Source organism: Pseudomonas sp. UBT, assembly GCF_050915955.1.
GTDB lineage: Bacteria > Pseudomonadota > Gammaproteobacteria > Pseudomonadales > Pseudomonadaceae > Aquipseudomonas > Aquipseudomonas antarctica_A.
Genome location: NZ_CP168079.1, coordinates 2,423,239 through 2,446,893, shown reverse-complemented (window position 1 = coordinate 2,446,893; position 23,655 = coordinate 2,423,239). Strand labels below are relative to the sequence as shown.

Annotated in this window: 21 protein-coding genes; 14 read left to right on the top strand and 7 right to left on the bottom strand. The window is 60.7% G+C overall.

Features of this window, described 5'->3' with window-relative positions:
- The first annotated feature begins 249 nt into the window (after positions 1 to 249).
- A complete protein-coding gene (locus tag ACDZ94_RS11185; RefSeq protein WP_015886213.1) occupies positions 250 to 1,224 on the top strand; it encodes a serine/threonine protein kinase in 975 nt (324 codons plus the stop codon).
- A gap of 177 nt (positions 1,225 to 1,401) precedes the next feature.
- Positions 1,402 to 2,286: an EamA family transporter RarD gene (gene rarD, locus ACDZ94_RS11180; RefSeq protein ID WP_064454425.1), complete on the top strand. Its 885-nt coding sequence runs from the start codon at positions 1,402 to 1,404 to the stop codon at positions 2,284 to 2,286.
- A 222-nt stretch (positions 2,287 to 2,508) separates the two neighbouring features.
- On the opposite strand, the gene ACDZ94_RS11175 is transcribed toward rarD, so the two are convergent.
- Positions 2,509 to 3,021: a glycine cleavage system protein R gene (locus tag ACDZ94_RS11175; RefSeq protein ID WP_221295780.1), complete on the bottom strand. Its 513-nt coding sequence runs from the start codon at positions 3,019 to 3,021 to the stop codon at positions 2,509 to 2,511.
- Between the two features lie 386 nt (positions 3,022 to 3,407).
- Here ACDZ94_RS11175 and ACDZ94_RS11170 point away from each other — a divergent pair, with 386 nt between their 5' ends.
- Positions 3,408 to 5,585, top strand: a complete 2,178-nt coding sequence (locus ACDZ94_RS11170) for a malate synthase G (RefSeq protein ID WP_432751461.1) — start codon at positions 3,408 to 3,410, stop codon at positions 5,583 to 5,585.
- A 173-nt stretch (positions 5,586 to 5,758) separates the two neighbouring features.
- Here the strand turns inward: ACDZ94_RS11170 and ACDZ94_RS11165 are convergent, their stop codons facing one another.
- Positions 5,759 to 6,205: a response regulator gene (locus ACDZ94_RS11165; protein ID WP_064454428.1), complete on the bottom strand. Its 447-nt coding sequence runs from the start codon at positions 6,203 to 6,205 to the stop codon at positions 5,759 to 5,761.
- Positions 6,206 to 6,451: 246 nt separating this feature from the next.
- Between ACDZ94_RS11165 and ACDZ94_RS11160 the strand changes: the two genes are divergently transcribed.
- The 8 genes from ACDZ94_RS11160 (at position 6,452) to ACDZ94_RS11125 (ending at position 15,472) form a co-directional block, all read left to right on the top strand.
- On the top strand, positions 6,452 to 8,386 hold the full coding sequence (locus ACDZ94_RS11160; RefSeq protein ID WP_432751460.1) for a putative nucleotidyltransferase substrate binding domain-containing protein: 1,935 nt from the start codon (positions 6,452 to 6,454) through the stop codon (positions 8,384 to 8,386).
- Positions 8,383 to 9,090: a 3'-5' exonuclease gene (locus tag ACDZ94_RS11155; RefSeq protein WP_064454430.1), complete on the top strand. Its 708-nt coding sequence runs from the start codon at positions 8,383 to 8,385 to the stop codon at positions 9,088 to 9,090. Before ACDZ94_RS11160 ends, ACDZ94_RS11155 begins: the two co-directional genes overlap by 4 nt.
- Before the next feature lie 100 nt (positions 9,091 to 9,190).
- Positions 9,191 to 9,715: an RNA polymerase sigma factor gene (locus tag ACDZ94_RS11150; protein ID WP_221295783.1), complete on the top strand. Its 525-nt coding sequence runs from the start codon at positions 9,191 to 9,193 to the stop codon at positions 9,713 to 9,715.
- Positions 9,706 to 10,674 (top strand): FecR domain-containing protein, encoded by a 969-nt coding sequence (locus ACDZ94_RS11145; RefSeq protein ID WP_064454432.1) that lies wholly within the window; start codon positions 9,706 to 9,708, stop codon positions 10,672 to 10,674. Before ACDZ94_RS11150 ends, ACDZ94_RS11145 begins: the two co-directional genes overlap by 10 nt.
- A 229-nt stretch (positions 10,675 to 10,903) precedes the next feature.
- Positions 10,904 to 13,333 (top strand): TonB-dependent siderophore receptor, encoded by a 2,430-nt coding sequence (locus tag ACDZ94_RS11140; protein ID WP_432751459.1) that lies wholly within the window; start codon positions 10,904 to 10,906, stop codon positions 13,331 to 13,333.
- Positions 13,334 to 13,395: 62 nt separating this feature from the next.
- Positions 13,396 to 14,499 (top strand): PepSY-associated TM helix domain-containing protein, encoded by a 1,104-nt coding sequence (locus ACDZ94_RS11135; protein WP_432751458.1) that lies wholly within the window; start codon positions 13,396 to 13,398, stop codon positions 14,497 to 14,499.
- On the top strand, positions 14,496 to 14,678 hold the full coding sequence (locus tag ACDZ94_RS11130; protein ID WP_064454434.1) for a hypothetical protein: 183 nt from the start codon (positions 14,496 to 14,498) through the stop codon (positions 14,676 to 14,678). The genes ACDZ94_RS11135 and ACDZ94_RS11130 overlap by 4 nt, the downstream gene beginning before the upstream one ends.
- Before the next feature lie 164 nt (positions 14,679 to 14,842).
- Complete coding sequence (locus ACDZ94_RS11125; protein ID WP_432751457.1) at positions 14,843 to 15,472, top strand: glutathione S-transferase; 630 nt, start codon at positions 14,843 to 14,845, stop codon at positions 15,470 to 15,472.
- Between the two features lie 186 nt (positions 15,473 to 15,658).
- Here ACDZ94_RS11125 and creD read toward each other — a convergent pair whose 3' ends face one another.
- The 4 genes from creD to ACDZ94_RS11105 are packed head-to-tail and all read right to left on the bottom strand — an operon-like array spanning position 15,659 to position 19,715.
- On the bottom strand, positions 15,659 to 17,032 hold the full coding sequence (gene creD, locus ACDZ94_RS11120) for a cell envelope integrity protein CreD (RefSeq protein WP_221295788.1): 1,374 nt from the start codon (positions 17,030 to 17,032) through the stop codon (positions 15,659 to 15,661).
- Between the two features lie 51 nt (positions 17,033 to 17,083).
- The gene (gene creC / locus ACDZ94_RS11115; protein WP_064454437.1) at positions 17,084 to 18,523 is read right to left on the bottom strand and encodes a two-component system sensor histidine kinase CreC; all 1,440 of its coding nucleotides are present in this window, start codon (positions 18,521 to 18,523) and stop codon (positions 17,084 to 17,086) included.
- Positions 18,523 to 19,191 carry a two-component system response regulator CreB gene (gene creB, locus ACDZ94_RS11110; RefSeq protein ID WP_128589008.1) on the bottom strand — a complete coding sequence of 223 codons (669 nt, stop codon included), beginning with the start codon at positions 19,189 to 19,191 and terminating at the stop codon, positions 18,523 to 18,525. Before creB ends, creC begins: the two co-directional genes overlap by 1 nt.
- 8 nt (positions 19,192 to 19,199) lie before the next feature.
- Positions 19,200 to 19,715, bottom strand: coding sequence for an ATP-dependent zinc protease family protein (locus tag ACDZ94_RS11105; RefSeq protein WP_064454439.1), 516 nt, complete (start codon positions 19,713 to 19,715; stop codon positions 19,200 to 19,202).
- A gap of 171 nt (positions 19,716 to 19,886) precedes the next feature.
- Between ACDZ94_RS11105 and ACDZ94_RS11100 the strand changes: the two genes are divergently transcribed.
- Entirely contained in the window at positions 19,887 to 20,777 is an 891-nt protein-coding gene (locus ACDZ94_RS11100; protein WP_064454440.1) for an acyltransferase, read from the top strand.
- A gap of 426 nt (positions 20,778 to 21,203) precedes the next feature.
- Here the strand turns inward: ACDZ94_RS11100 and ACDZ94_RS11095 are convergent, their stop codons facing one another.
- Entirely contained in the window at positions 21,204 to 21,773 is a 570-nt protein-coding gene (locus tag ACDZ94_RS11095; protein WP_064454441.1) for a DUF2780 domain-containing protein, read from the bottom strand.
- 151 nt (positions 21,774 to 21,924) lie between these two features.
- On the opposite strand from ACDZ94_RS11095, the gene ACDZ94_RS11090 reads away from it, so the two are divergent.
- The gene (locus ACDZ94_RS11090) at positions 21,925 to 22,551 is read left to right on the top strand and encodes a sigma-70 family RNA polymerase sigma factor (RefSeq protein ID WP_064454442.1); all 627 of its coding nucleotides are present in this window, start codon (positions 21,925 to 21,927) and stop codon (positions 22,549 to 22,551) included.
- Positions 22,548 to 23,225, top strand: a complete 678-nt coding sequence (locus ACDZ94_RS11085) for an anti-sigma factor (protein ID WP_064454443.1) — start codon at positions 22,548 to 22,550, stop codon at positions 23,223 to 23,225. Before ACDZ94_RS11090 ends, ACDZ94_RS11085 begins: the two co-directional genes overlap by 4 nt.
- Positions 23,226 to 23,655 lie beyond the last annotated feature (430 nt).

Below are 23,655 nucleotides of genomic sequence, written 5' to 3'. Positions count from 1 at the left end.
CCCCTATCTCCCGCAATTGATCAAGTTTTACCTTTGGAATGCGGTCGAACGTGGGAGCGGGCTCGCCCGCGAAGGCGTCCGCACAGCCACCCCTATCTCGCGCAATTGATCAAGTTTTACCTTTGGAATTCGGTCGAACGTGGGAGCGGGCTTGCCCGCGAAGGCGTCCGCACAGCTACCACCTATCTATGCGCGGGTGCGTTACCATACCGAGCCGGACGCGGCGCCCTGCTGCGCGCAGGAGTTCGCATGGCCCATCCGTTTGAAACACTCACCCCCGACCTGGTACTCGACGCTGTCGAAAGTATCGGCTTTCTCAGCGATGCTCGCGTTCTGGCGCTCAACAGCTACGAAAACCGTGTGTATCAGGTGGGCATCGAAGACTCCGAACCGCTGATCGCCAAGTTCTACCGGCCCCAGCGCTGGACCAATGAAGCGATCCTCGAAGAACACCGCTTCACCTTCGAACTGGCCGAGTGCGATGTGCCGGTGGTCGCCCCCATGATCCATAACGGAGAAAGCCTGTTCGAGCACGCCGGTTTTCGCTTCACCCTGTTTCCACGCCGTGGTGGCCGTGCGCCGGAGCCGGGTAATCTCGATCAGCTTTATCGCCTTGGGCAGTTGCTCGGCCGTTTGCATGCGGTGGGCTCCACCCGCCCGTTCGAACACCGTGAAGCCCTGGGCGTGAAGAACTTCGGCCACGATTCCCTCAACACGTTGCTGGAAGGCAATTTCATTCCCAAGAGCCTGCTGCCGGCGTACGAGTCCGTGGCCCGCGACCTGCTCAAGCGTGTGGAAGAGGTGTACAAGGCCACGCCGCACAAGAACATCCGCATGCACGGCGATTGCCACCCCGGCAACATGATGTGCCGCGATGAGATGTTCCATATCGTCGACCTCGATGACTGCCGCATGGGCCCGGCCGTCCAGGACCTGTGGATGATGCTCGCAGGGGACCGTCAGGAATGCCTGGGCCAGCTGTCGGAATTGATGGACGGCTATCAGGAGTTCCACGACTTCGACCCGCGCGAACTGGCACTCATCGAACCGCTGCGCGCCTTGCGCCTGATGCACTACAGCGCCTGGCTGGCACGGCGCTGGGATGACCCGGCGTTTCCTCACAGCTTCCCGTGGTTCGGCAGCGAGCGGTATTGGGGTGATCAGGTGCTGGCGTTGCGTGAGCAGCTGTCGGCCCTCAATGAAGAACCGCTGAAACTGTTCTGACCCTGACGCTGCTTCTTGTGGGAGCTGGCTTGCCGGCGATGCAAACAACTCGGTGCATCAGTAGCACCAAGGTGATGTCATCACCGGCAAGCCAGTTCCCACAGAAAAGCCAATCCCACCGGCGGACAAAAATCCTTACAATCGCGCTTTGATAGCTGCCTAAGCAAGGATTCTGCAATGCAAGCCGCCAACCCCCGCAAGGGGTACATCCTGGGCCTGAGTGCCTATGTCATCTGGGGTCTGTTCCCGCTCTATTTCAAGGCCATCGCCAGTGTTCCCGCCGCAGAGATCATCGTGCACCGTGTGTTGTGGTCCGCGCTGTTCGGCGGTTTGCTGTTAATGGTGTGGAAACACCCGGGCTGGTTCCGTGAACTGCGCGACAACCCCAGGCGCCTGGCCATTCTGGCACTCAGCGGCTCGCTGATTGCGGCTAACTGGCTGACCTATGTGTGGTCGGTGAACAGCGGGCGCATGCTGGAAGCGAGCCTCGGTTATTACATAAACCCGTTGGTGAATGTGCTGCTGGGCATGCTGATCCTCGGCGAACGCCTGCGGCGCTTGCAGTGGATGGCCGTCGGGCTGGCAGCGGTAGGTGTGGCGCAACAGGTGTGGCAAGTCGGCAGTTTGCCGTGGGTGTCGCTGGTGCTGGCGCTGACCTTTGGCTTTTACGGCTTGATCCGCAAGCAGGCGCCGGTCAAGGCGCTGCCGGGGCTGGTGGTGGAAACCTGGATGCTGGTGCCGATTGCCGTGGCCTGGTTGCTGTTCAACCCGTCGGCCCACAGTGCACAGCTTGAATTTTGGAGCACCTCCGAAGCCTGGTGGCTGGTGGCCGCAGGCCCGGTGACGCTGATCCCGCTGGTGTGTTTCAACGCCGCCGCACGGCATTTGCCCTACACCGCGCTGGGTTTTTTGCAGTACGTCGCCCCGACGCTGGTGCTGCTCGAAGCGGTGCTGTTGTTCGGTGAACACCTGGCACCGAGCACGCTGATTGCCTTTGCCTTCATCTGGGCCGGCCTGGTGGTCTACAGCCTGGATGCCTGGCTGACCGTGCGCAAACGCTGATCAAATAACGTACAAACCTCTGCAAGCCACAGCGCACTTGGCTTGCAGACATCCACCCCAAGGTTATCCACAATCTGATCCCCGTCATTTGTGCACAAGCCGTTGAAACTGCTCGTTTTTTGCTCAGCCGACGAAGAACCCCGGCGCACGTGGCCTGGCGCCGGGTCTCTACAGCTTATCCACAGGCCCATGCAAGATTTCCATGCATAACCCTGTGGGCCGTTATTCCTCGCTGCGCAGTTCCACCATCAAGTCATCCGCCAAGGTTTCCAGAGATTCCTGCAGCGTCTCCAGGGACATCGTCGAGGGCACCCGCAACAGGGCCTCGGCGTTGAATAGCGGATCACCACTCATGGGGGCCGGACGCACATCGGTGCTCAAGCGCTCCAGGTTGACGCCCTGCTTGCTCAACAGCGCGGTAATCTCGCGCACAATCCCCGACCGATCATTGCCCACCAGCGTCATCAGGATCGGCTTGGAGTCCGACGCCTGCCCGGTACTGCCCTCGCCCACCAGCACACGAATGCCATGTGTGGATAAATCCTCCAGCGCATTCACCAGGTCCTGACGACTTTGCGTGGGAACGCTTACCCGCAGGATCCCGGCAAATTGCCCAGCCATGTGGGCCATTCGGCTTTCCAGCCAGTTGCCACCGTGAGCGGCGATGTTCTGCGCGATGCGTTCAACCAAGCCGGGTTTGTCGGCGGCGATAATAGTGAGTACAAGATGGTCCATGGCGAAGCCCTCTGAATTCAACTTACAAGGTGGACGCAGGCGCCCTCGAAAACAAATCGTGTACCATTTTTATATTTATCTGGAACAATCCAATAGTTTTTTGAGAACATCCCGTTATCCGCTGTGACCGCATGACCAAAATGGGTCGCTAAACGACGTATTTAGTCTAATTTTCACAACCGCAAGTCATCATGTAGTATGCCCAATCGCGCACTACATAACGTTAGGTCGATGTCTGCCAAGGCACCCAAGTACCGCGTCAACCCTCTCGCCCAGCCGCCTGCACGGCATGTACTGGGAATGGGTTCGTGGTTTAAATGGCCAGAGGCTTCATTGGTAAATTGAAAAGCTGAAAAGCGCATTAGCTCCGCAGAGTGAGGCAAGCAATGACTGAACACGTTCAAGTCGGTGGCCTGCAGGTCGCCAAAGTCCTGTTCGACTTCGTGAATAACGAAGCCATTCCCGGTACCGGCATCACTGCCGACCAGTTCTGGGCCGGCGCCGACAAGGTCATCCACGACCTGGCACCGAAGAACAAAGCCCTACTCGCCAAACGCGACGATTTCCAAGCGCGGATCGATACCTGGCACCAGACCCACGCCGGCCAGGCCCACGACCCGGTGGCCTACAAAGCCTTCCTGCAAGACATCGGATACCTGCTGCCAGAAGCCGCAGACTTCCAGGCCTCGACCCAAAACGTCGATGACGAAATCGCCCGCATGGCCGGCCCACAGCTGGTTGTGCCGGTGATGAACGCCCGTTTCGCCCTCAACGCTTCAAATGCGCGCTGGGGCTCGCTGTATGACGCGCTGTATGGCACCGACGCCATCAGCGAAGCCGACGGCGCCGAAAAGGGCAAGGGCTACAACAAAGTGCGCGGCGACAAGGTGATTGCCTTCGCCCGTGCCTTCCTCGACGAAGCCGCGCCGCTCGCTGCCGGCAGCCACGTCGACTCCACCGCTTACAAAATCGTTGATGGCAAGCTGGTCGTCGGCCTCAAGGGCGGCAGCAACAGCGGCCTGCGCGACGATGCCCAGTTGATCGGTTTCCAGGGCCCGGCGGCCGAGCCGACTGCGATCCTGCTGAAGCAAAATGGCCTGCACTTCGAAATCCAGATCGACGCCAGCACCCCGGTCGGCCAGACCGACGCCGCCGGCGTCAAAGACGTGCTGATGGAAGCTGCGCTGACCACCATCATGGACTGCGAAGACTCCGTCGCCGCTGTTGATGCCGATGACAAAGTGGTGATCTACCGCAACTGGCTCGGCCTGATGAAAGGCGACCTGGCCGAAGAAGTGGCCAAGGGCGGCAAGACTTTCACCCGCACCATGAACGCCGACCGTGTCTACACCGGCGTCGATGGCCAGGACGTGACCTTGCACGGCCGCTCGCTGCTGTTCGTGCGCAACGTTGGCCACTTGATGACCATCGACGCGATCCTCGACAAAGATGGCAACGAAGTACCGGAAGGCATCCTCGACGGCCTGCTCACCAGCCTCGCGGCCATCCACAGCCTCAACGGCAACAGCAGCCGCAAGAACAGCCGCACCGGTTCGGTGTACATCGTGAAGCCGAAGATGCATGGCCCCGAAGAAGCGGCGTTCACCAACGAGCTGTTCGGCCGCATCGAAGACGTGCTGAACCTGCCGCGCAACACGCTAAAAGTCGGGATCATGGACGAAGAGCGCCGCACCACGGTCAACCTCAAGGCCTGCATCAAGGCGGCCAGCGAGCGTGTGGTGTTTATCAACACCGGCTTCCTCGACCGCACCGGCGACGAGATCCACACTTCCATGGAAGCCGGCGCGATGGTGCGCAAGGCCGCCATGAAGGCGGAAAAATGGATCGGTGCCTACGAGAACTGGAACGTCGATATCGGCCTGAGCACCGGCCTGCAAGGGCGTGCGCAGATCGGTAAAGGCATGTGGGCAATGCCCGACTTGATGGCGGCGATGCTCGAACAGAAAATCGCTCACCCGCTCGCCGGCGCCAACACGGCCTGGGTGCCATCGCCAACGGCGGCTGCACTGCACGCGCTGCACTATCACAAGGTGGACGTGTTCGCGCGCCAGGCCGAACTGGCCAAGCGCGAGCGCGCGTCGCTGGACGATATCCTGACCATTCCTCTGGCCAGCAATACCGATTGGTCCGACGAAGAAATCCGTAATGAGTTGGACAACAACGCCCAGGGCATCCTTGGCTATGTGGTGCGTTGGATCGATCAGGGCGTGGGCTGTTCGAAAGTGCCGGACATCAACGACGTCGGCCTGATGGAAGACCGCGCTACGCTGCGTATCTCCAGCCAGCACATCGCCAACTGGCTGCGCCACGGCGTTGTCAACGAAGCCCAAGTGATGGAAAGCCTCAAGCGCATGGCGCCGGTGGTAGACCGTCAGAATGCCGGTGACGCGCTGTATCGCCCACTGGCCCCGGACTTCGACAGCAACATCGCCTTCCAGGCGGCGGTGGAACTGGTGATTGAAGGGACCAAGCAACCCAATGGTTATACCGAGCCGGTGTTGCACCGTCGGCGTCGTGAGTTCAAGGCCAAGAACGGCTTGTAAATGAAAAGGCCCTGATCGCGAGATCAGGGCCTTTTCATTGGGTAGTGTGGTGGTCGCACTGGCGCTTTCGCGAGCAAGCCCGCTCCCACACTCGACCGCATTTCTACAGGAAGCATGCGGCCAAATGTGGGAGCGGGCTTGCTCGCGAAGAGGCCTGCACGGTCAACAGATAATCAAGACGCCATGCCTAACTCGCGCTTCACCATCTTCGCCAACTTGGCGCTGTCGATGGGCTTGAGCATGAAGTCCACCACACTCATGTGCATGGCCTCGATGACGTCGCGCGCTTCCGCGTCCCCCGACATGATGATAATCGGCAGCGCCGCTCGGCCAGAGCTGCGCACTTGCTGGATCAGTTCCAGACCGTTGCTTGGCGCCATGCGCAGGTCAGTGATCAGTAAACCAATGGAGCTGCTGGACTCCAAGAGATCCCAGGCCGTCTCGCCACTGTCAGCGGTCATGCAGCGAATGCCGTCCAGGCCCAGGATCTCCGCCAGCAATTCACGCGCGTCCTTGTCATCATCGACAATCAACACCCGTTGTGGCGGTAAATCAGGCTCCAGCATCACGGCGCTCAGCGCCTCGCGCTCGGCATCACTCAAAATATCGTGGTCGGACATACGTTTCTCAGCAGTTCTATTCAATCTCGCAGCACACTCGTCAGACATCTGCGGAAGGGCGAACAATGTGCACTTCGTCGGAAAGTTTGCCTAGTGGGCTTTCTACCGGGTTTTAACACTAGCCATGTAAGGTATTTCCCTAGTCGTGAATCGTTTTACCGCGCACTAGACTTACGTCCAATGGGCACCCGGAGCACGGGGGCTGACCATAAAGGACGATAACGACAAGAAACTGCGGTCACTGTTATGAGTAAAGCTGATGCTTTCACGCAGGCGGGAAAAACCGCCGTGTTGCAGAACATCCACGGCACCCTGCAATTCCTGCAACGCTTCCCCCCGTTCAACCAGATGGAAAACGCCCACCTGGCGTTTCTGGTGGAACAGTGCCAACTGCGTTTCTATGGCCCCGGCGAGAGCATCCTCAAGCCGTCGGGCGGGCCGGTGGAACATTTTTATATCGTCAAGCAAGGCCGAGTCGTCGGCGAACGCCCACAGTTAAATCAGGAAGCGGCCGAAACCACCTTCGAAATCACCACCGGTGAGTGCTTCCCTCTGGCCGCGCTGCTGGGCGAACGAGCGACGCGCACCGAGCACAAGGCCGCCGAAGATACGTTCTGCCTGCAACTGAACAAGCCGGCGTTTATCAAGCTGTTCGCCCTCTCCAGTGCGTTTCGCGACTTTGCCTTGCGCGGTGTCAGCAGCTTGCTGGACCAGGTCAACCAGCAGGTGCAGCAAAAAGCCGTAGAGACCCTCGGCACCCAGTACTCGCTGAATACCCGTCTCGGCGAACTGGCCATGCGCCATCCGGTCACCTGCAGCCCGAACACGCCGCTGCGCGAGGCGGTGACGCTGATGCACGAGCAACAAGTGGGCAGCATCGTGATCGTCGACGAGCATAAGGCGCCCCTGGGGATTTTCACCCTGCGCGACCTGCGCCAGGTGGTCGCTGACGGCACCAGTGATTTCAGCCAGGCCATCGAAGGTCATATGACCCAGGCGCCGTTCTTCCTGAGCCCGGACCACAGCGCCTTCGACGCCGCCATCGCCATGACCGAGCGGCATATCGCCCATGTGTGCCTGGTGAAAGATCAGCGCCTGTGTGGCGTGGTGTCCGAACGCGACTTGTTTTCCCTGCAACGGGTTGACCTGGTGCACCTGGCCCGCACCATCCGCAACGCGCCCCGGGTCGAAAACCTGGTGGCACTTCGCGGCGAGATCGGCCAACTGGTCGAACGCATGCTCGCCCATGGCGCGTCGTCCACCCAGATCACTCACATCATTACGTTGCTCAACGATCACACCGTGTGCCGGGTGATCGAGCTGACGTTGGTCGAGAGAGGCGACCCCGGCGTGCCCTTCAGTTGGCTGTGTTTCGGCAGCGAAGGCCGTCGCGAGCAGACCCTGTTTACCGACCAGGACAACGGCATTCTGTTCGACGCCGGGGACGCCGCCGAAGCCGCCGCGATTCGTGGCCGCTTGTTGCCCCTGGCGCAGCAGATCAACCAGAGCCTGGCGTTGTGCGGCTTCAGCTTGTGCAAGGGCAATATCATGGCCGGCAACCCCGAACTGTGCCTGTCGCGGGCCGAATGGGCGCGGCGCTTCGGTGCGTTTATTCGCGAGGCGACGCCGGAAAACCTGCTGGGCTCGAGCATCTATTTTGACTTGCGCGTGGTGTGGGGCGACGAACAGGGCTGCGAGCAATTGCGTCAGGGCATTCTGGATCAAGTCGCGGATAACCGGCTGTTCCAACGCATGCTGGCCGAGAACGCCTTGCGCCAACGCCCACCCGTAGGGCGTTTCCGCGATTTTGTACTGACGCGCAAAGGCGGCGAAAAGGCCACACTCGATCTTAAGGTGCAGGGCCTCACGCCCTTTGTGGATGGCGCTCGCCTATTGGCTCTGGCCAATGGCGTCCACGCCATCAATACCCTGGAGCGCCTGCGCCAATTGGTGGACAAAGAGGTCATTGAGCCACTGGACGGCGCCGCGTACGAAGAGGCCTATCACTTTATCCAGCAAACCCGCATGCAGCAGCACCAGTTGCAGACCCGCGAGAACCAGCCCTATTCCAACCGTGTCGACCCCGACAGCCTCAACCACCTGGACCGGCGCATCTTGCGTGAAGCCCTGCGTCAGGCCCAGCGCCTGCAAAGCAGCCTGACCTTTCGGTACCAGCTGTGAGCCTGTTCAGTTGGCTACGTAAGAAAAAGCCCGGGCTGGACGCCCCCCAACAGCTGCGCCTGGCGCAACTGCCCAAACCCGCAGTACTGGGGAACGGTTCCCTGCGCAGCCAGCGGTGGGTGGTGGTTGACCTGGAAACCAGCGGCCTGAACCTCAACCGGGATCAGGTGCTGTCCATCGGCGCGGTGGTCATCGAGGACGGCGCGGTGGATTTCTCGCAAATGTTCGAGCGCACCCTGCAACGTGCCGAAACAAAACTGAGCCCCAGCGTGTTGATCCATGGCCTCGGCCCCAGTGCCATCGCCGCTGGCAGCGACCCGGTCGAAGCGCTGCTGGATTTTATGGCGTTTGTCGGCGACAGCCCAATGCTGGCGTTTCACGCACCGTTCGATCAACACATGCTGTGCCGCGCACTCAAGGACAGCCTGGGCTATCGGCTGAGCCATCCGTTTCTCGATGTTGCGGACATCGCCCCACTGCTGTGCCCCGAAGCGAATATCCGCGAAGCCGGCCTCGACGACTGGATCACCCACTTCAAGCTGCACGTGGGCGAACGCCATCACGCCAGCGCCGATGCACTGGCCACGGCTGAGCTGATGCTCATCCTGTTTAACCGCGCGCAGCAGCACGCCATCAACAGCCCTCAAGCGCTGCAAGAGCGCTTGAGCCAATGGAAACGCCGCAAACAAGCGCCCGCGTTTTAGTGGCACCGCCCGACAGACGCCAATTGCGCCCACTCCCTGCCTCTGACACAATCGCGAATAATTCTCGTTAGTTTAAACCTCTTGTTTATTCGGTGATGCCTTGTCGTCGGTCCAGACCCCACACAGTGAGCTTGTTGGCGCGTTATACCGCGACCATCGTGGCTGGCTGTTGGCGTGGCTGCGCCGCAACGTGGCCTGCCCGAGCCGCGCCGAAGACCTGAGCCAGGACACGTTCATGCGCCTGCTGGGCCGTGATGAGTTGCGCGAACCGCGCGAGCCACGGGCGTTTCTGGTGTCGATCGCCAAAGGCCTGCTGTTCGACTACTTCCGCCGCGCAGCACTGGAACAGGCTTACCTCAACGAACTGATGCTGCTCCCGGAAAGCGAACAGCCGTCGCCCGAAGAACAGCAATTGATCCTCGAAGACCTCAAGGCCATCGACCAACTGCTCGCCAAACTGTCGAGCAAGGCCCGCGCCGCCTTCCTCTATAACCGCCTCGACGGCATGAGCCACGCAGAAATCGCCCGGCGTCTCGACGTGTCGGTGCCCCGCGTGCGTCAGTACCTGGCCCAGGGCATTCGCCAGTGCTACGTCGCGCTGTATGGCGAGCCGTCGTGCCCGTGATCAGTTCCAAACCGGTCTCGGCCCGCGTGCTGGACGCTGCAATTGCCTGGCAACTGTCACTCGACTCGGGCGACGGCAACCTGGTTACGCAGGAAGAGTTCGCCAAATGGCTGGCCAGCGATGAAGAGCATGCGCGCGCCTGGCGCCAGTTGGGCATGCTCGACCAGCGTTTCAGCAGAGCGTCGGGCCCGGCGCGAGCGGCGTTGGTGCAGTCACGCGAGAGCCTGCGCCAGCGCGTGCGCAAACTTGGGCGCGGCCTGGCAAGTATCGCGCTGGTGTGCGGCCTGGTGTTGTTTGCCGGTGAGCGCTACGTGCCGATCCACTATTGGCTGGCAGACCAGCGCACCGCCACCGGCGAGCAGCGCACGCTGAAACTCGCGGATGGCACACTGATCAACCTCAATACCCACAGCGCAATCGACGTGCGCTTCGATGAAAAACGCCGGCTGATCGTGTTGCAGGAAGGCGAGATGCTGGTCGAAACCGGCCACAACGATGCGCGCCCCTTCTATGTACAAACCCGCGACGGCAGCCTGCGGGCGCTGGGCACGCGGTTTATCGTCAAGCGCGAAGACGCCGCCACGCGCCTGAGCGTGCTGCAGTCTGCGGTGGCCGCCCAGCCACAGGCACTGCATCAAGAACAGATTTTCAGCGAAGGCCAGCAAGTGCTGATGCGCAGCGACAGTCTCGGCCCTGTGCTGGCCGTCACGCCCGCCACCGATGCCTGGACACGCGGCATGCTGGTGGTCGACAACGCCCGCCTGGGCGACGTGGTCGAGGAGCTCAGCCGCTATCGCCCCGGCTACCTGGGTGTGGATAAGCGCGTGGCCGACCTGCGCATCACCGGCAGTTTCCCTCTGCATGACACTACGCTGGCGCTGAACGCCCTGCTGCCGACCTTGCCGGTGCAGATCGAGCAGCGCACGCCGTGGTGGGTGACCGTTATCGCCAAGCCTTAGGTTATGAGGTGCATGGGCTGTAGCTTTCGCGAGCAAGCCTGCTCCCACATTCGGCCGCGTTTTTCCAAGTAGAACGCAGTCGAATGTGGGAGCGGGCTTGCCCGCGAAGAGGCCCTGAAAAACGCCTCAAATACTCGACTCAAAAAATATCTTCGCTCAGCCCTATCACTTTTCCAATCTCGCTCGGCACATAGGCAATTGAGAAATATTTCCATTCAGGAGCCACCCCATGTCCCGCACGCTAGACACCCTGTTGCGCCCCAGCCTGTTAGCCGTGGCCATTGCCCTCAGCACGCCGCTGACTAGCACGTCGCTGATCGCCGCTGAACAGGCCTCGAACGTGCGCGCCTACAACCTGCCGGCCGCGCCGCTGGCCAGCACCCTGAACCAGATCGCCAGCCAGGCGGGCCTGGCGCTGACCCTTAACCCGGCGCTGGCGTCGGGCAAAACCTCGGCACCGGTGAAGGGCCAGTACGATGCGCAAGGCGCGCTGCGTGAGGCCTTGCGTGGGACAGGGTTGCAGTTGGAACAGAGCAGCGCCGGGACGTTTACCCTGGTGGCGATTCCGGAAGGCGTCGTGGCGCTGCCGGAGACCAGCATCATTGGGCAAGGCGACACTGAAAGTGCCTGGGGCCCGGTGACAGGCTATCTGGCAACGCGCACCGCCGCCGGCACCAAGACCGACACGGCACTGGTCGAAGCACCGCGCTCGATCTCCATTGCCACCCGCGAACAGATGCAGGACCGCAACGTCCAGAACCTCGATGACGCCGTCAAATATATGCCCGGTATCGTATCGTCCAGCTACGGCAGCGACACCCGCTACGACTGGATGCGCGTGCGCGGTTTCGAACCCACGCAATTCCTCGACGGCCTGCCACTGCCACGCGGTGTGTACGCCAACCCGAAAGCAGAAACCTGGAACCTGGACCGCCTCGCCCTGCTGCGTGGCCCTGCCTCGTCGATCTACGGCCAGACGCCACCGGGCGGTCTGCTGGATATGGTCAGCCGCCGTCCCAGCGCTGAATCGAGCAACGCCATCCAGGTGCAGTACGGCAGTGACAACTACCGCCAGATCAACTTCGCCAGTACCGGCAAGATCGATGATGAAGGGCAGTTCCTGTATGGCGTCAGCGGCGTAGTACGGGACGCGGGCACCCAGGTCGATCACATCGACAACAAACGCTACAACATCGCGCCCAGCCTGACCTGGAACATCGACACCGACACCAAGCTGACACTGCTCTCGCAGTTCACCCGTGACGATACCGGCACCACCAGCCAGTTCATGCCGATACAGGGCACCAAGATCAAATCACCACTGGGCGAGGTTTCCCACCACAAGAACCTGGGCGATCCGGATTACGAGTTCTACGACCGTACTTACTACGCATTGGGGTATGCGTTCGAACACCGTTTCAACGATACCTGGCAGTTCAAGCAGAACCTGCGTTACACCAAATCGGAGCTGGATTTCCAGCAGTTGACCGTGGGCTCCTATGCGTTTTCCCCGGCGGATGCGGCGGGTAATATCAGCCGGTCTACCACCAACGTTGACGAAAGCATTGGCCAGTTCGCGGTGGACAACAATTTCCAAGCCGACTTCGCCACCGGCGATATCAGCCATACATTACTGCTGGGCCTGGATCACCAGCGTACCGACACCTCCTACCGCGCCATATACGGCACGGCATCGAGTATCAACATCTTCAACCCGATCAACACTCAGCCGACTGTACGCCCGACGGATGTCCGACCGTTTTACGACTACAACCAGAAAACCGTACAAACCGGTCTCTACGTGCAGGACCAGATGGCCCTGGACAAGTGGCGCCTGACCTTGGGTGGGCGTGAAGACTGGGTGCATCAGGGCACCACCTATTTCAACGACAACGATGCGACCAACACCGACCGCATCAAACACTTCAGTGGCAACGCGGCACTGAGCTATGTGTTCGACTCGGGCTTCGTACCGTACTTGTCCTACGCTGAGTCCTTCCAACCAGCGAGCAACGCAGATACAACCGCGCTCAAGACGTTTAAACCGACTGAAGGCAAACAATGGGAAATGGGGGTTAAGTATCAGCCGCCAGGTTCCAATACGCTGCTGAGTGCGGCGGTCTACGACCTCACCCAAAAAAATGTGCAAGTGGCTACCCTTGGCGCAGGGGGCCAGCAAATCAACAGCCAGACCGGCGAAGTGAAGGTCAAGGGCCTGGAGCTGGAAGCCGTGTCTGACGTGACCGAGAACCTCAAGGTCATCGCCGCCTACACCTTGGCAAAATCCGAGGTGCAAAAAGGCATTTACAAAGGCAACCGCCTGACATTGATGCCAAACCAGCAAGCCTCGCTGTGGACTGACTACACCTGGCACAGCGGCGTACTTGACGGTTTCGATATCGGCTTTGGTGCCCGCTACACCGGCAACACCTATGGGGACCAGGCCAACACCTGGTTGGGTAAGGCCGATGCCTACACCGTATTCGATGGTTCGGTGCACTACGACTTGGGCCGTCTGGATAACAGCCTCAAAGGCGCATCGGTTAAGTTGAACGCCACCAACCTGTTCAACAAGGACTACCTTTCCACCTGCGATGGTAACTACTGCTACTTCGGCGACCAACGCAGCGTAGTCGCCAGCGCCACCTACCAGTGGTAATCAGCTGAGTTAATGATCAGGCCGTCCTCGGGGGCGGCTTTGGTGTGTCTGAAGGCAAGAAAATGAAAAGCAAAACCATCCGCCGCTGGTCCTTCATCCACACCTGGGCCAGCCTAATCTGCACAGTCTTCCTGCTGCTGCTCGCCCTCACCGGCCTGCCGCTGGTGTTTCACCACGAGATCGACCACCTGCTGGGCAACGAGCCTGAACTTGCGCAGATGCCCGCCGACACTCCGCACCTGAACCTTGAGCAGTTGGTGGCCAAGGCCCAGGCTCATCGACCGGGTGAAGCCATGCAATACCTGGCATGGGACGAGGACGACAAGAACGGCGTGATTGCGATCATGGCCGCCAAGGCCGGCACCGAACCCAACTCGTCTCACACCTTCATGCTCGATGCGCGCACTGGCGACGCCGTGGAAACCCCGGCGGCCAACGGCGGGCTGACGCTGTTCCTGCTGCGCCTGCATGTGGATATGTTTGCCGGCCTGCCGGGCAAGTTGCTGCTGGCGTTCATGGGCATTCTGTTTGTGCTGGCGATTGTCTCGGGCACGGTGCTGTACCTGCCGTTTATGCGCCGCTTGAAGTTCGCCACCGTACGCCAGGACAAATCCACCCGCCTGCGCTGGCTCGACCTGCATAACCTTATCGGCGTGGTCACGCTGACCTGGGCGCTGGTGGTGGGCGTGACCGGCGTGATCAGCGCCTGCGCCGACCTGATCATCGCCGCCTGGCGCCAGGACAGCCTCAGCGCGATGATCGAACCCTACAAAAACGCGCCGCCGCTGACACAACGCGCACCGGCCACCGAGCTGCTGAGCATTGCGGCCAAGACCGCGCCCGGCATGCAGCCGGACTTTATCGCCTTCCCCGGTACGCGTTTTTCCAGCGAGCACCACTATGCGGTGTTCATGAAAGGCAGCACCCATCTGACCTCGCACTTGCTCACGCCGGTGCTGATCGACGCGAGCACCCTGGCCGTCACCGCCATCGCCGAACGGCCGTGGTACATGGACGCCATGGGCATGTCCCAGCCGTTGCACTTTGGTGACTATGGCGGCCTGCCGATGAAGATCCTGTGGGCAGTGCTGGATGTGCTGACCATCATCGTGCTGGGCAGCGGCATTTACTTATGGATCGTGCGGCGCAAGGCGGCCAGGGCATGAAGCCGCGCCAGTCGAATTTCTGGAAGGTGTTTGGTATTCCGCTGGGGATTGGCGTGCTCAGCGCGGCCGGGTTGTTTGCGGCGTTGCTGGGCGATGGGCTGTGGGATTCGCTCAGCTGGGTAGGCTTGGGGATTCCCGCTGTCATGGGTGTTTGGGCGTTGTGTAAGCGGCGCGGCTGAGGGCGCCATCGCAGGCAAGCCAGCTCCCACCTTGGGCTGCGTTCACAATTCAAAATGTGGGAGCTGGCTTGCCTGCGATGAGGCCCTCAAAAACACCCAAAAACCCCCTCGCCAGCCACGGCGCAACCCTCTAGGCTAGCCACTGCCCATTCAGAGGAATGCCCATGTCCGTGCCCAGCATGACCTTGTTCCACAACCCCGCGTCACCGTTCGTTCGCAAAGTCCGCGTGCTGCTGGCCGAGACCGGCCAGCAGGACCGTGTGGCCCTGCAAGGTTGCATGCCGACACCGGTCCAGCCGGATGCGCAATTGGTGCAAGACAACCCCGTGGGCAAAATCCCGGCCCTGCGCCTGGCCGACGGCACAGTGCTGCACGACAGCCGGGTGATCCTCGATTACCTTGACTACCAGCACGTCGGCAACCCGCTGATACCCCGCGACGGCGCGGCGCGCTGGCGCCGCCTGACCCTGGCCTCGATGGCCGACGGCATCATGGATGCCGCCGTGTTGGTGCGTTACGAGACGGCCATGCGCCCGGCGGAAAAGCACTGGGACCAGTGGCTGGACGAACAGCGCAAAAAGATTCGTCGCACCCTCGCAGCGCTTGAAGCCGATGCAATTGCCGAACTGGCCAGCCACTTCGACATCGCCTCCATCAGTGTGGCATGCGCCCTGGGCTACCTCGACTTCCGCCACCCAGACCTGCAATGGCGTGACGCTAGTCCCAAGCTTGCCGCCTGGTATGCCGAGGTCAGCCAGCGGCCTTCGATGCTGCAGACCCAGCCACCGGTGTGACATTCATCCCCATCCATTGTGGGAGCGGGCTTGCCCGCGATTGTGGCGTGTCATTCAGTACATCTATTTGTGACCCACCGCTTTCGCGGGTAAGCCCGCTCCCACTTCGGAAGGTGACGGAGTTGAGGAATATGACGATTCTTGCGGCCAACTGCGCGCCCACCTGCTGATCCTCACGCAACCCGATCATTGCACGGCCTCCAGATCAAACTGCAGTGGCTCGCCCGCTTTGCGCTTGCCCACGCCATACCAGTCCAGTTTGCGCGTCAGCACCATCACCGTGCCGAGCAGGCCGAACAGCAACAGCGAGCCCATCAGCAGCGCGTAATCCTCGGCACTCAGCAACCCGTACAACAAGCCATACAACGCCGCCAACCCCGCCGAAAAACCCAGGCCGTGGGTGACGCTGCGCAGCACATGGCACACGTAAAAACCAATCAACAACACGCAAGCACTGGCGGATATCAAATACGCCATCGCAAAACCCAGGTGCTCGGACAACGACAACAACAGCAGGTAGAAGAACGCCAGGGCAACGCCCACCAACGCGTATTGAATCGGGTGCACGGCCAGGTTCTTGAGCACTTCGAACAGGAAGAAGCCGGCAAACGTCAGGGCGATAAACAGCAACGCGTATTTAATTGCTCGGTCGCTCTTGAGGTACTGGTCAACCGGGTCGATGAAGTTCACGCCGAAGCTGCGGTTGGTGAAGTCTTCACAGCCCTGCCGGTCCCGGCAGGTTTGCAGGGCTTGTTCGAGGTTGGTGGAAAAAAACGAAGTCTGCCAGTTGGCGGTGAAGCCTTTATCGGTGACGTCTCGTTGAGCCGGGAGGAAGTTGCCGATAAAGCTCGGGTGCGGCCAGTTGGAGGCGAGGGATACCTGGCTGGTCTTGCCCACCGGCACCACTTGCAGCTGTTCAGTGCCTTGCAGGCGCAGGTCGAAAGCAAAGTCCACCTCGGCCGGTTTTTTGCTGTCCTGCTCGGGCAGCGTTACGTGCACGCCTTCCCCTAGCCAGTCCACTTGAGTGCCCGGCGAAAACTCCAGACGCTGGCTGCCCAGCTCCAGCGTCAGCGCGTTTTCGATACCGCGAATATCGCTGATACCCACCGCCAGAAACGCCGGTTCAAAGCGGTAATCAGCAAAGTCCTCGGTGATACCCAACTGCGCAGGCAGCTCAAAACGCCCGCTGATACGGTTGTCGGCATGGAACAGCCGCGCTTGATAAATGCCCCGTGCGCGCAGCTCGGTCTGCACCTTGCCGTCGAGTTCAAAACGCTCCGGCAGGAAATACAGACGACCGCGCTCTTCACGGGTTTGCTCGTAGCGTTTGTTGAGCTTTTCATTGAGTTTCCACTCGCGCACGGTCTTGCGATACGGCACCACCATCACCGGCCCGGTGACGCGCTGGCTGTAGCTGGAGCTGCGGGCGATGTCCATCAATACGCCATCGCGCAGTTGCTGACGGTCGCTGATGATGCCGTTGATCATCAGCAACGGAATCAGCAACAACAGAATCAACAGCGCAATTGCGCCAAGTTTGAAAAGCAGGCTGCGGTTCATGGGGCTCTCCCTGTTTTGATAGGCAGAGCGTGAGCCGCGCATATGGGCGATTTATGTGGGCAATGTGGAGACTGTGTGGAGATGCAGCACCACTTGCACGCCGCCTTGCACATTGCCGATCTGCAAAGCGCCGCCGTGCAGCTTCATCACTTCTTCGACAAAGTTCAGGCCCAGGCCGGTGCTTTTACGCCCGCTGGCCGGGCGTGGCAGCGAGTAGAAACGTTCGCTCAGGCGTGGCAGGGCGTAGTCGGGAATCGGTGCCGCCTGGTTGAACAGGCTGACGTGTACGTCGTTGTGCTGGGTGTGCGCACTGAATTTCAACGCGCCGCCCGGTGGCGTGAAGTCCAGCGCGTTTTCCAGCAGATTGCCCAAGGCCTGGCGCAACAGGAAAGGCTCGCCAAACACCTTCACATCCCCAGCAATGGTCTGCTCCACCTGCAAGCCGGCACCCTCAATACGTGCGCATTGGGCCTTGAGTACGTCATCAACCAGGGCGGCCAACGGCACACTGGTTTGCTCTTCCAAGCCCTGGCGCTGCTCCACTTGCGCCAGGTTCAGCAGGCGTTCGATCAACTGTTGCAGGCGCGCGCTCTCACTGTCGATATTGCCGACGAAACGCTGCTGCTGCTCGCGGGTCATGTCGCCCTGCAACAGTTCCGCTGCGCCGCGAATCGCCGCCAGCGGGCTTTTCAGTTCGTGGGTCAGGGTGTGCACGTAATGCTCGACGTAGGCCTTGCCCTCCAACTGCGTGCGCATGTGCTCCACGGCGGTGGACAACTGCTTGAGTTCGCCGCCACGGTAATGCGGCAGCTCGGCACGCCGACCTTCGCTCACCGCCTGCGCGTAAGCCGTCAGCCGGTGCAGCGCAACACTCAACCACCACGACAACAGGGCGCCGAGCAGCAGGCCCATGACCACGAGCCCCGCGCCGTACCACAGCAGGCGGCGCTCGGTGCGGTCGACATAGGGCTGCAACGAACTGTTGGGCTTGGCCACGGTGACCACGCCGATGATTTGCCCGTTATCGCGGATCGGCGCACCAACGTGCATCACCGACGAGGCGGGGTCATCCGGTTCGCTGCGCGTGGAGCGCGCGCCGTACTCGCCGCGCAGGGTCAGGTACACGTCGTTCCACTTGGAGTAGTCCTGGCCCACTGCTTCGCCCTTGGAGTCGAGCAGCACGATGCCCTTGGCGTCGGTCACGTAGATACGGTGGTTAACCTGGTTTTTCGGCAGGCCCCAAATGGTCGCGCCGGGCTGGCGATTGCCATAGGCCTTGAGCAGTTCGGCCCAATGGCTTTGGCCGAGGGTGTGGTTTTTCACGTCATCGCGCAGAATCTCGGCCAGCAGATTGGCGGTGTCCACCAGGGTTTCTTCGGTGGACTGGCGCACGCCCGGGCGGATTTCCTTCATCACCGTGTTGAGCACGAAGTAGCCGGTCAGGCCGATAAACAGCGCATACACCAGGAAAATCCGCAGCCCCAGGCGCATCAGCTGTGGCTCGGGCTGTAGCTGTAGCCCAGGCCGCGATGGGTCTGGATTGGCTCCGCATCGGCCGCGATACCACGCAGTTTGCTGCGCAGGCTCTTGATGTGGCTGTCGATATTGCGCTCGTAGCCGGCATCCGCCGCCACGCCCACCGCGTCGAGTAATTGCTCGCGGCTGAACACGCGTTCGGGTTGTTCGAGCAGGCTTTGCAGCAACCGGAATTCATGCCGGGTCAGGCTCAATGGCTGCCCGCGATAACTGATTTGCATGCGTTCCAGGTCCACCTGGAACACGGCGGGCGCCACACCTGGGCCGACGCGCTTGAGGATCGCCCGCACCCGCGCCGCCACTTCCCGTGGGCTGAACGGCTTGACCACATAATCGTCGGCGCCGATCTCCAGGCCCACCACACGGTCAATCTCGGCATCCCGGGCACTGAGGAACATCACCGGCACTTCGCTGAAACGGCGCAATTGCTTGCAGGTTTCAAAGCCGGTGATATCCGGCAAGCCGATGTCGAGGATGATCAGGTCGGCCGGTGTCTGGCGCTGATGGGCCAGCGCCTCCTGGCCGAGGCTCAGCCAGGTGGTGGTAAAGCCCTCGCCTTGCAGGGCGAAAACCAACGTGTCGGCTATCGCCGCTTCGTCTTCGACAATCAGGATATGCGGCATGGGTTCAATCAGCAGTCCGGTTTATCAGCGGTATAACGACGGGCCGGGTTTACCGCCGCGCCGAATTCACGCAGGGCCTTGGCGCCGATCAGCAGCGGGTAGTTGAAGCTGCTGCGGTCAGTAAGGTTGACCTCGACGGTGCGCTTGACGTTACCCAGGCACATTTCCAGGTCAATCACCGGGCGCTTGGCCACCGTGGCTTCGTCCTTGTCCTCGTCTTCGTCGGCGCGGCTCTTGATCTTGCTGATGCGCGATACTTTATGTTCGTAGACCTTGTCGCTCGCATCCTTGCCGCCGAGTCGGAAGCGCACCCAGTCGTCGCCGTCACGCTGGAAGGTTTCGATGTTACGGGCCGACAGCGAGGCGGTCAGCGCGCCGGTGTCCATCTTGGCCTTGAAGGTTTCACCGATCTCCGGCAACTGGATGTATTCGTAGCGACCGTAAAGGGTCGGTTCGGCGGCCATGACAGGCAGGGCAGCCATAACGGGAAGAACCAGGGCGAACGCAGCAAGGAGCAATTTCACGAAGTGATTTCCTCGAAAGAAGTAGGCGGATTCTAGACCGCAAAAGCCGGACTAAGTTAGTTCTCAACCATACCGGGCGCAGTGTGAAACATTCGTGCGGCGATTTGCGATTTGGCCTCTCGACTCAGCTTGCTTATCATGGCCCGCCCACGTCGATTCCAAGAGTTACTTATGCGCCGCCTGCTCACCGGCTGTTTCGTCACACTGCTGTTATTGCTCAACACCCTGGTGCTGTTCGGCCCCTTGATGGTGTTTGCCCTGATCAAGTTGGTGGCCCGCGGGCGCTGTCGCGACTACGCGTCATGGGCGGTGATGTGGATCGCCGAGACCTGGGCCGAAATCGACAAGCTTATATTCTCCCGGTGCACGCCCACTCAATGGGACATTCGCGGCGGCGGCGACCTGCGACGCGATACCTCTTACCTGGTGATCAGCAACCATCAGTCGTGGGTCGACATTCCAGCCCTGATCCAGGCGCTTAACCGCCGAACGCCGTTCTTCAAATTCTTCCTGAAAAAAGAGCTGATCTGGGTGCCCTTCCTTGGCCTGGCCTGGTGGGCACTGGATTACCCGTTCATGAAGCGCTACACCAAGGCGTTCCTGGCCAAGCACCCGGAACTGGCGGGCCAGGACCTGAAAATCACCCAACAGGCCTGCGAGCTGTTCAAGCGCCAGCCGGTGACGGTGGTCAATTACCTGGAAGGCACGCGGTTCAGCGAGGCCAAACGCAAACAACAGGATTCGCCGTTCTCGCGGTTGCTCAAGCCCAAGGCGGGCGGCGTGGCGTTTGTGCTGGCGGCGCTGGGTGAACAGCTGGACGCGGTACTCGACGTGACCGTGGTCTATCCATCTCAAGAGCAGCAGCAAAAGATTCCGGGGTTCTGGGATTTGATCAGCGGCGCGGTGCCGAAAGTGATCATTGATATCCGCACCCATGCGCTGGACCCGGCGTTGTGGCAAGGGGACTACGAGAACGATCCGGCGTTTCGCCAGACCGTCCAGAACTGGGTGAACCAGCTCTGGAGGGAAAAAGACCGGAGAATTGAGACGTTACTCAAATAAAGCCGTCTTATCGAATCAAATTGAGTTCTAACTAACGGGGAACACATTCTCCCCAAATGTTGAGTACAGGGTCATGAGACCCTTGGGGTTCTTGTGCCTTCGAGGTATTGGCCATTCCATTCTGGGCATTAGAGTGCCGCTGGTGCCCCATCAAACCTGTACCTAGGGGCTCCCGCGGGATGGCAGGGGGGTTGATCCAATACGAGACGCCAACTGGCAAATGTGAAGTTTTCATCGTGTCACCACTTAAATTCCAATGAATGAAACCTTCCAAGCCCGTGATTAGCGAAGCTTGAAAGGTCTCAATCTGTGGCGCATCCGTTACGGCGGTTCCCTACAATTCAATACGCCTCATTACGTATGCTTTTTCATTTTTAGCATCAATAAAGTCATCGCCCCGTGTATGAAATACACATTCAAACGTATTTAGCTGCCAGTGCCCCAGGCCGAGGCCAGCTTGCCCAGCACCGACTGGTTGGCGCCCTGGCCACCCAGGTATTGCAGGATCACCGGCGCAAACTTGCCGATCATGCTGTTATCCATGCCCAGCGCGCTGAACGCGGTGTTCAGGTCGCTGGTGTCCTTCACGTTACCCAGCACGCCGTCCAGGCCGCTGGTTTTGCTGCCGCCACTCTGGCCGAGCATCCCGCTCAAGGCGCCGAGGCTGCCCAGCGAGTTGCTCCCCGACAGTTGATCCAGGCCCGGCACGCTCTTGCCCAGTTGCGAATAGTCGGTGCCGCTCAGCTTGTTTTTGGCCAGGCCCAGCATGGCGCCAGTGCCGCCAACGGCTTGTTCCGGGGTAACGTTCAGTTGCGAGGTCAGGGCCTGCAACAGGCCAGCGGTCTGGGAGCTCGGCGCTGCGGCAGCCGCCTTATTGTTGCCCTGGGCACCGGATACGGCATTGGCCACGTCACCGAGGCTGAAACCTGCGGCAAACACCGGGCTGGCGGCCACGGTCATCAGGCAGGACAGGGCAAAACCGCGTGAAATCTTCATCAAGACAACCTCTGAATGTAGGAGCTAAAAGCAGGCGTTTGACTGACACTCCCGAAGGAATGTTCCCACTTACAGATTAGTTCAGAAAAAGCCGCATCCAAATGTCCCTGCTCCGCGTATATCCATCATGCACCGCCCGGAGTTGGATGGAATGAATGCTCAAGCTGGACTACCCTCTGCCTACCGTGCGCAGTCCCGTCGCCTTCGTCCGAGAGCCTGGAGAAGCCCTATTTCGATCAATGATGCTGACCCGTTGCGGCCGTTGCTGGCCCAATGCGCCCTGGGCAACCGCCAGGCGTTCGAAACCCTCTACCGCAGCGTCTCGCCACGGCTGCACGGTGTGGCGTTGCGGTTCATGGGGCGCTCGGACCTGGCCGAAGAGGTGTTGCAGGAAGCTTTCGTGCGCATCTGGTACAACGCTTCGCGCTACGAGGCGCACCTGGCGGCGCCGATGACCTGGATGGTCAATATCACCCGCAACCTGGCGATCGACCAATTGCGCAAACACCGCGAACAACCCTTGGCCGACGGCCAGCAGGACGCCATGCTCGACGACAGCCCCAGCGCCCACGAGCAACTCGACAGCGAACGCGAAGCCAGCGCACTGAACCGTTGCCTGGACACCCTCGACGGCATGCAGCGTCAATCAATTACCGTGGCTTACTTTCAGGGCCTGTCGTGCTCGGAGTTGGCCGACCACTTGGCCGCGCCCCTGGGCTCGGTCAAATCCTGGATTCGCCGCGGCATGGAGCGCCTGCGCAGGTGCCTTGAATCATGAACTACCAAACCACTGCCCTGCGCCGCGCCCTGGCTGCCGATTACGCTATCGGCCTAATGCCTGCTACCGCCCGTCGGCGCTTCGACGCCCTGTTATTGGAAGACGCCGCGCTGCGCGTCGAACTGGGCCATTGGCAGGATGCACTCGCCAGCCTGACCGGCTCTTTGCCTGAGCGGCCGGTGCCGGACCATGTGTGGGCAGGCATCAAGGCGCGGATCGAGCCACAAGTGCTGCACGTGCCGGCGAAGAAACCGTTCTGGATGAACTTTCGCCTGCTGGCGGCTGCATGCGCGGTCGTCGTCGCCGTGTTGGTCGGCGTGCTTTATCAGCGTGATATCGGCGCCGAGTACAACGCCACGCTGGTCGCGGCTAACCAGCAACCGGCGTTGCAGATCCAGGCGTTTGGCGATCACCTGCAAGTAGAGCCACTGTCGCTGGCGGCGGTAGAGCCAACGCGAGCGCTGGAGTTGTGGGCCATTGCACCCGGCGGCAAACCGATCTCTCTGGGGCTGGTGCCTACCTCGGGTAAAGGCCGAATCCAGTTGAGCCAGGCACAGCAAGCGTTGTTGAGCGCACCGCTGACCCTCGCCGTCAGCCTGGAACCACAAGGCGGCTCGCCCACCGGCCAACCCACCGGACCAGTGCTGTACCAAGGCGCACTGGCCTCCCGCTGACCCCTCTCAACACCTGTGGGAGCGGGCTTGCCCGCGATGGCGGTGTATCAGTTGATGAATGTGTTGACTGACACGCCGCCTTCGCAGGCAAGCCAGCTCCCACATTTTGATCTTCATCGGCCGGGCGACTTGCTCCAGGCGTTTCCCTGTGGGAGCGGGCTTGCCCGCGATGGCGGTGTATCAGTTGATGAATGTGTTGACTGACACGCCGCCTTCGCAGGCAAGCCAGCTCCCACATTTTGATCTTCACCGTCTGGGCGACTTGCTCCAGGCGTTTCCCTGTGGGAGCGGGCTTGCCCGCGATGGCGGTGTATCAGTTGATGAATGTGTTGACTGACACGCCGCCTTCGCAGGCAAGCCAGCTCCCACATTTTGATCTTCACCGTCTGGGCGACTTGCTCCAGGCGTTTCCCTGTGGGAGCGGGCTTGC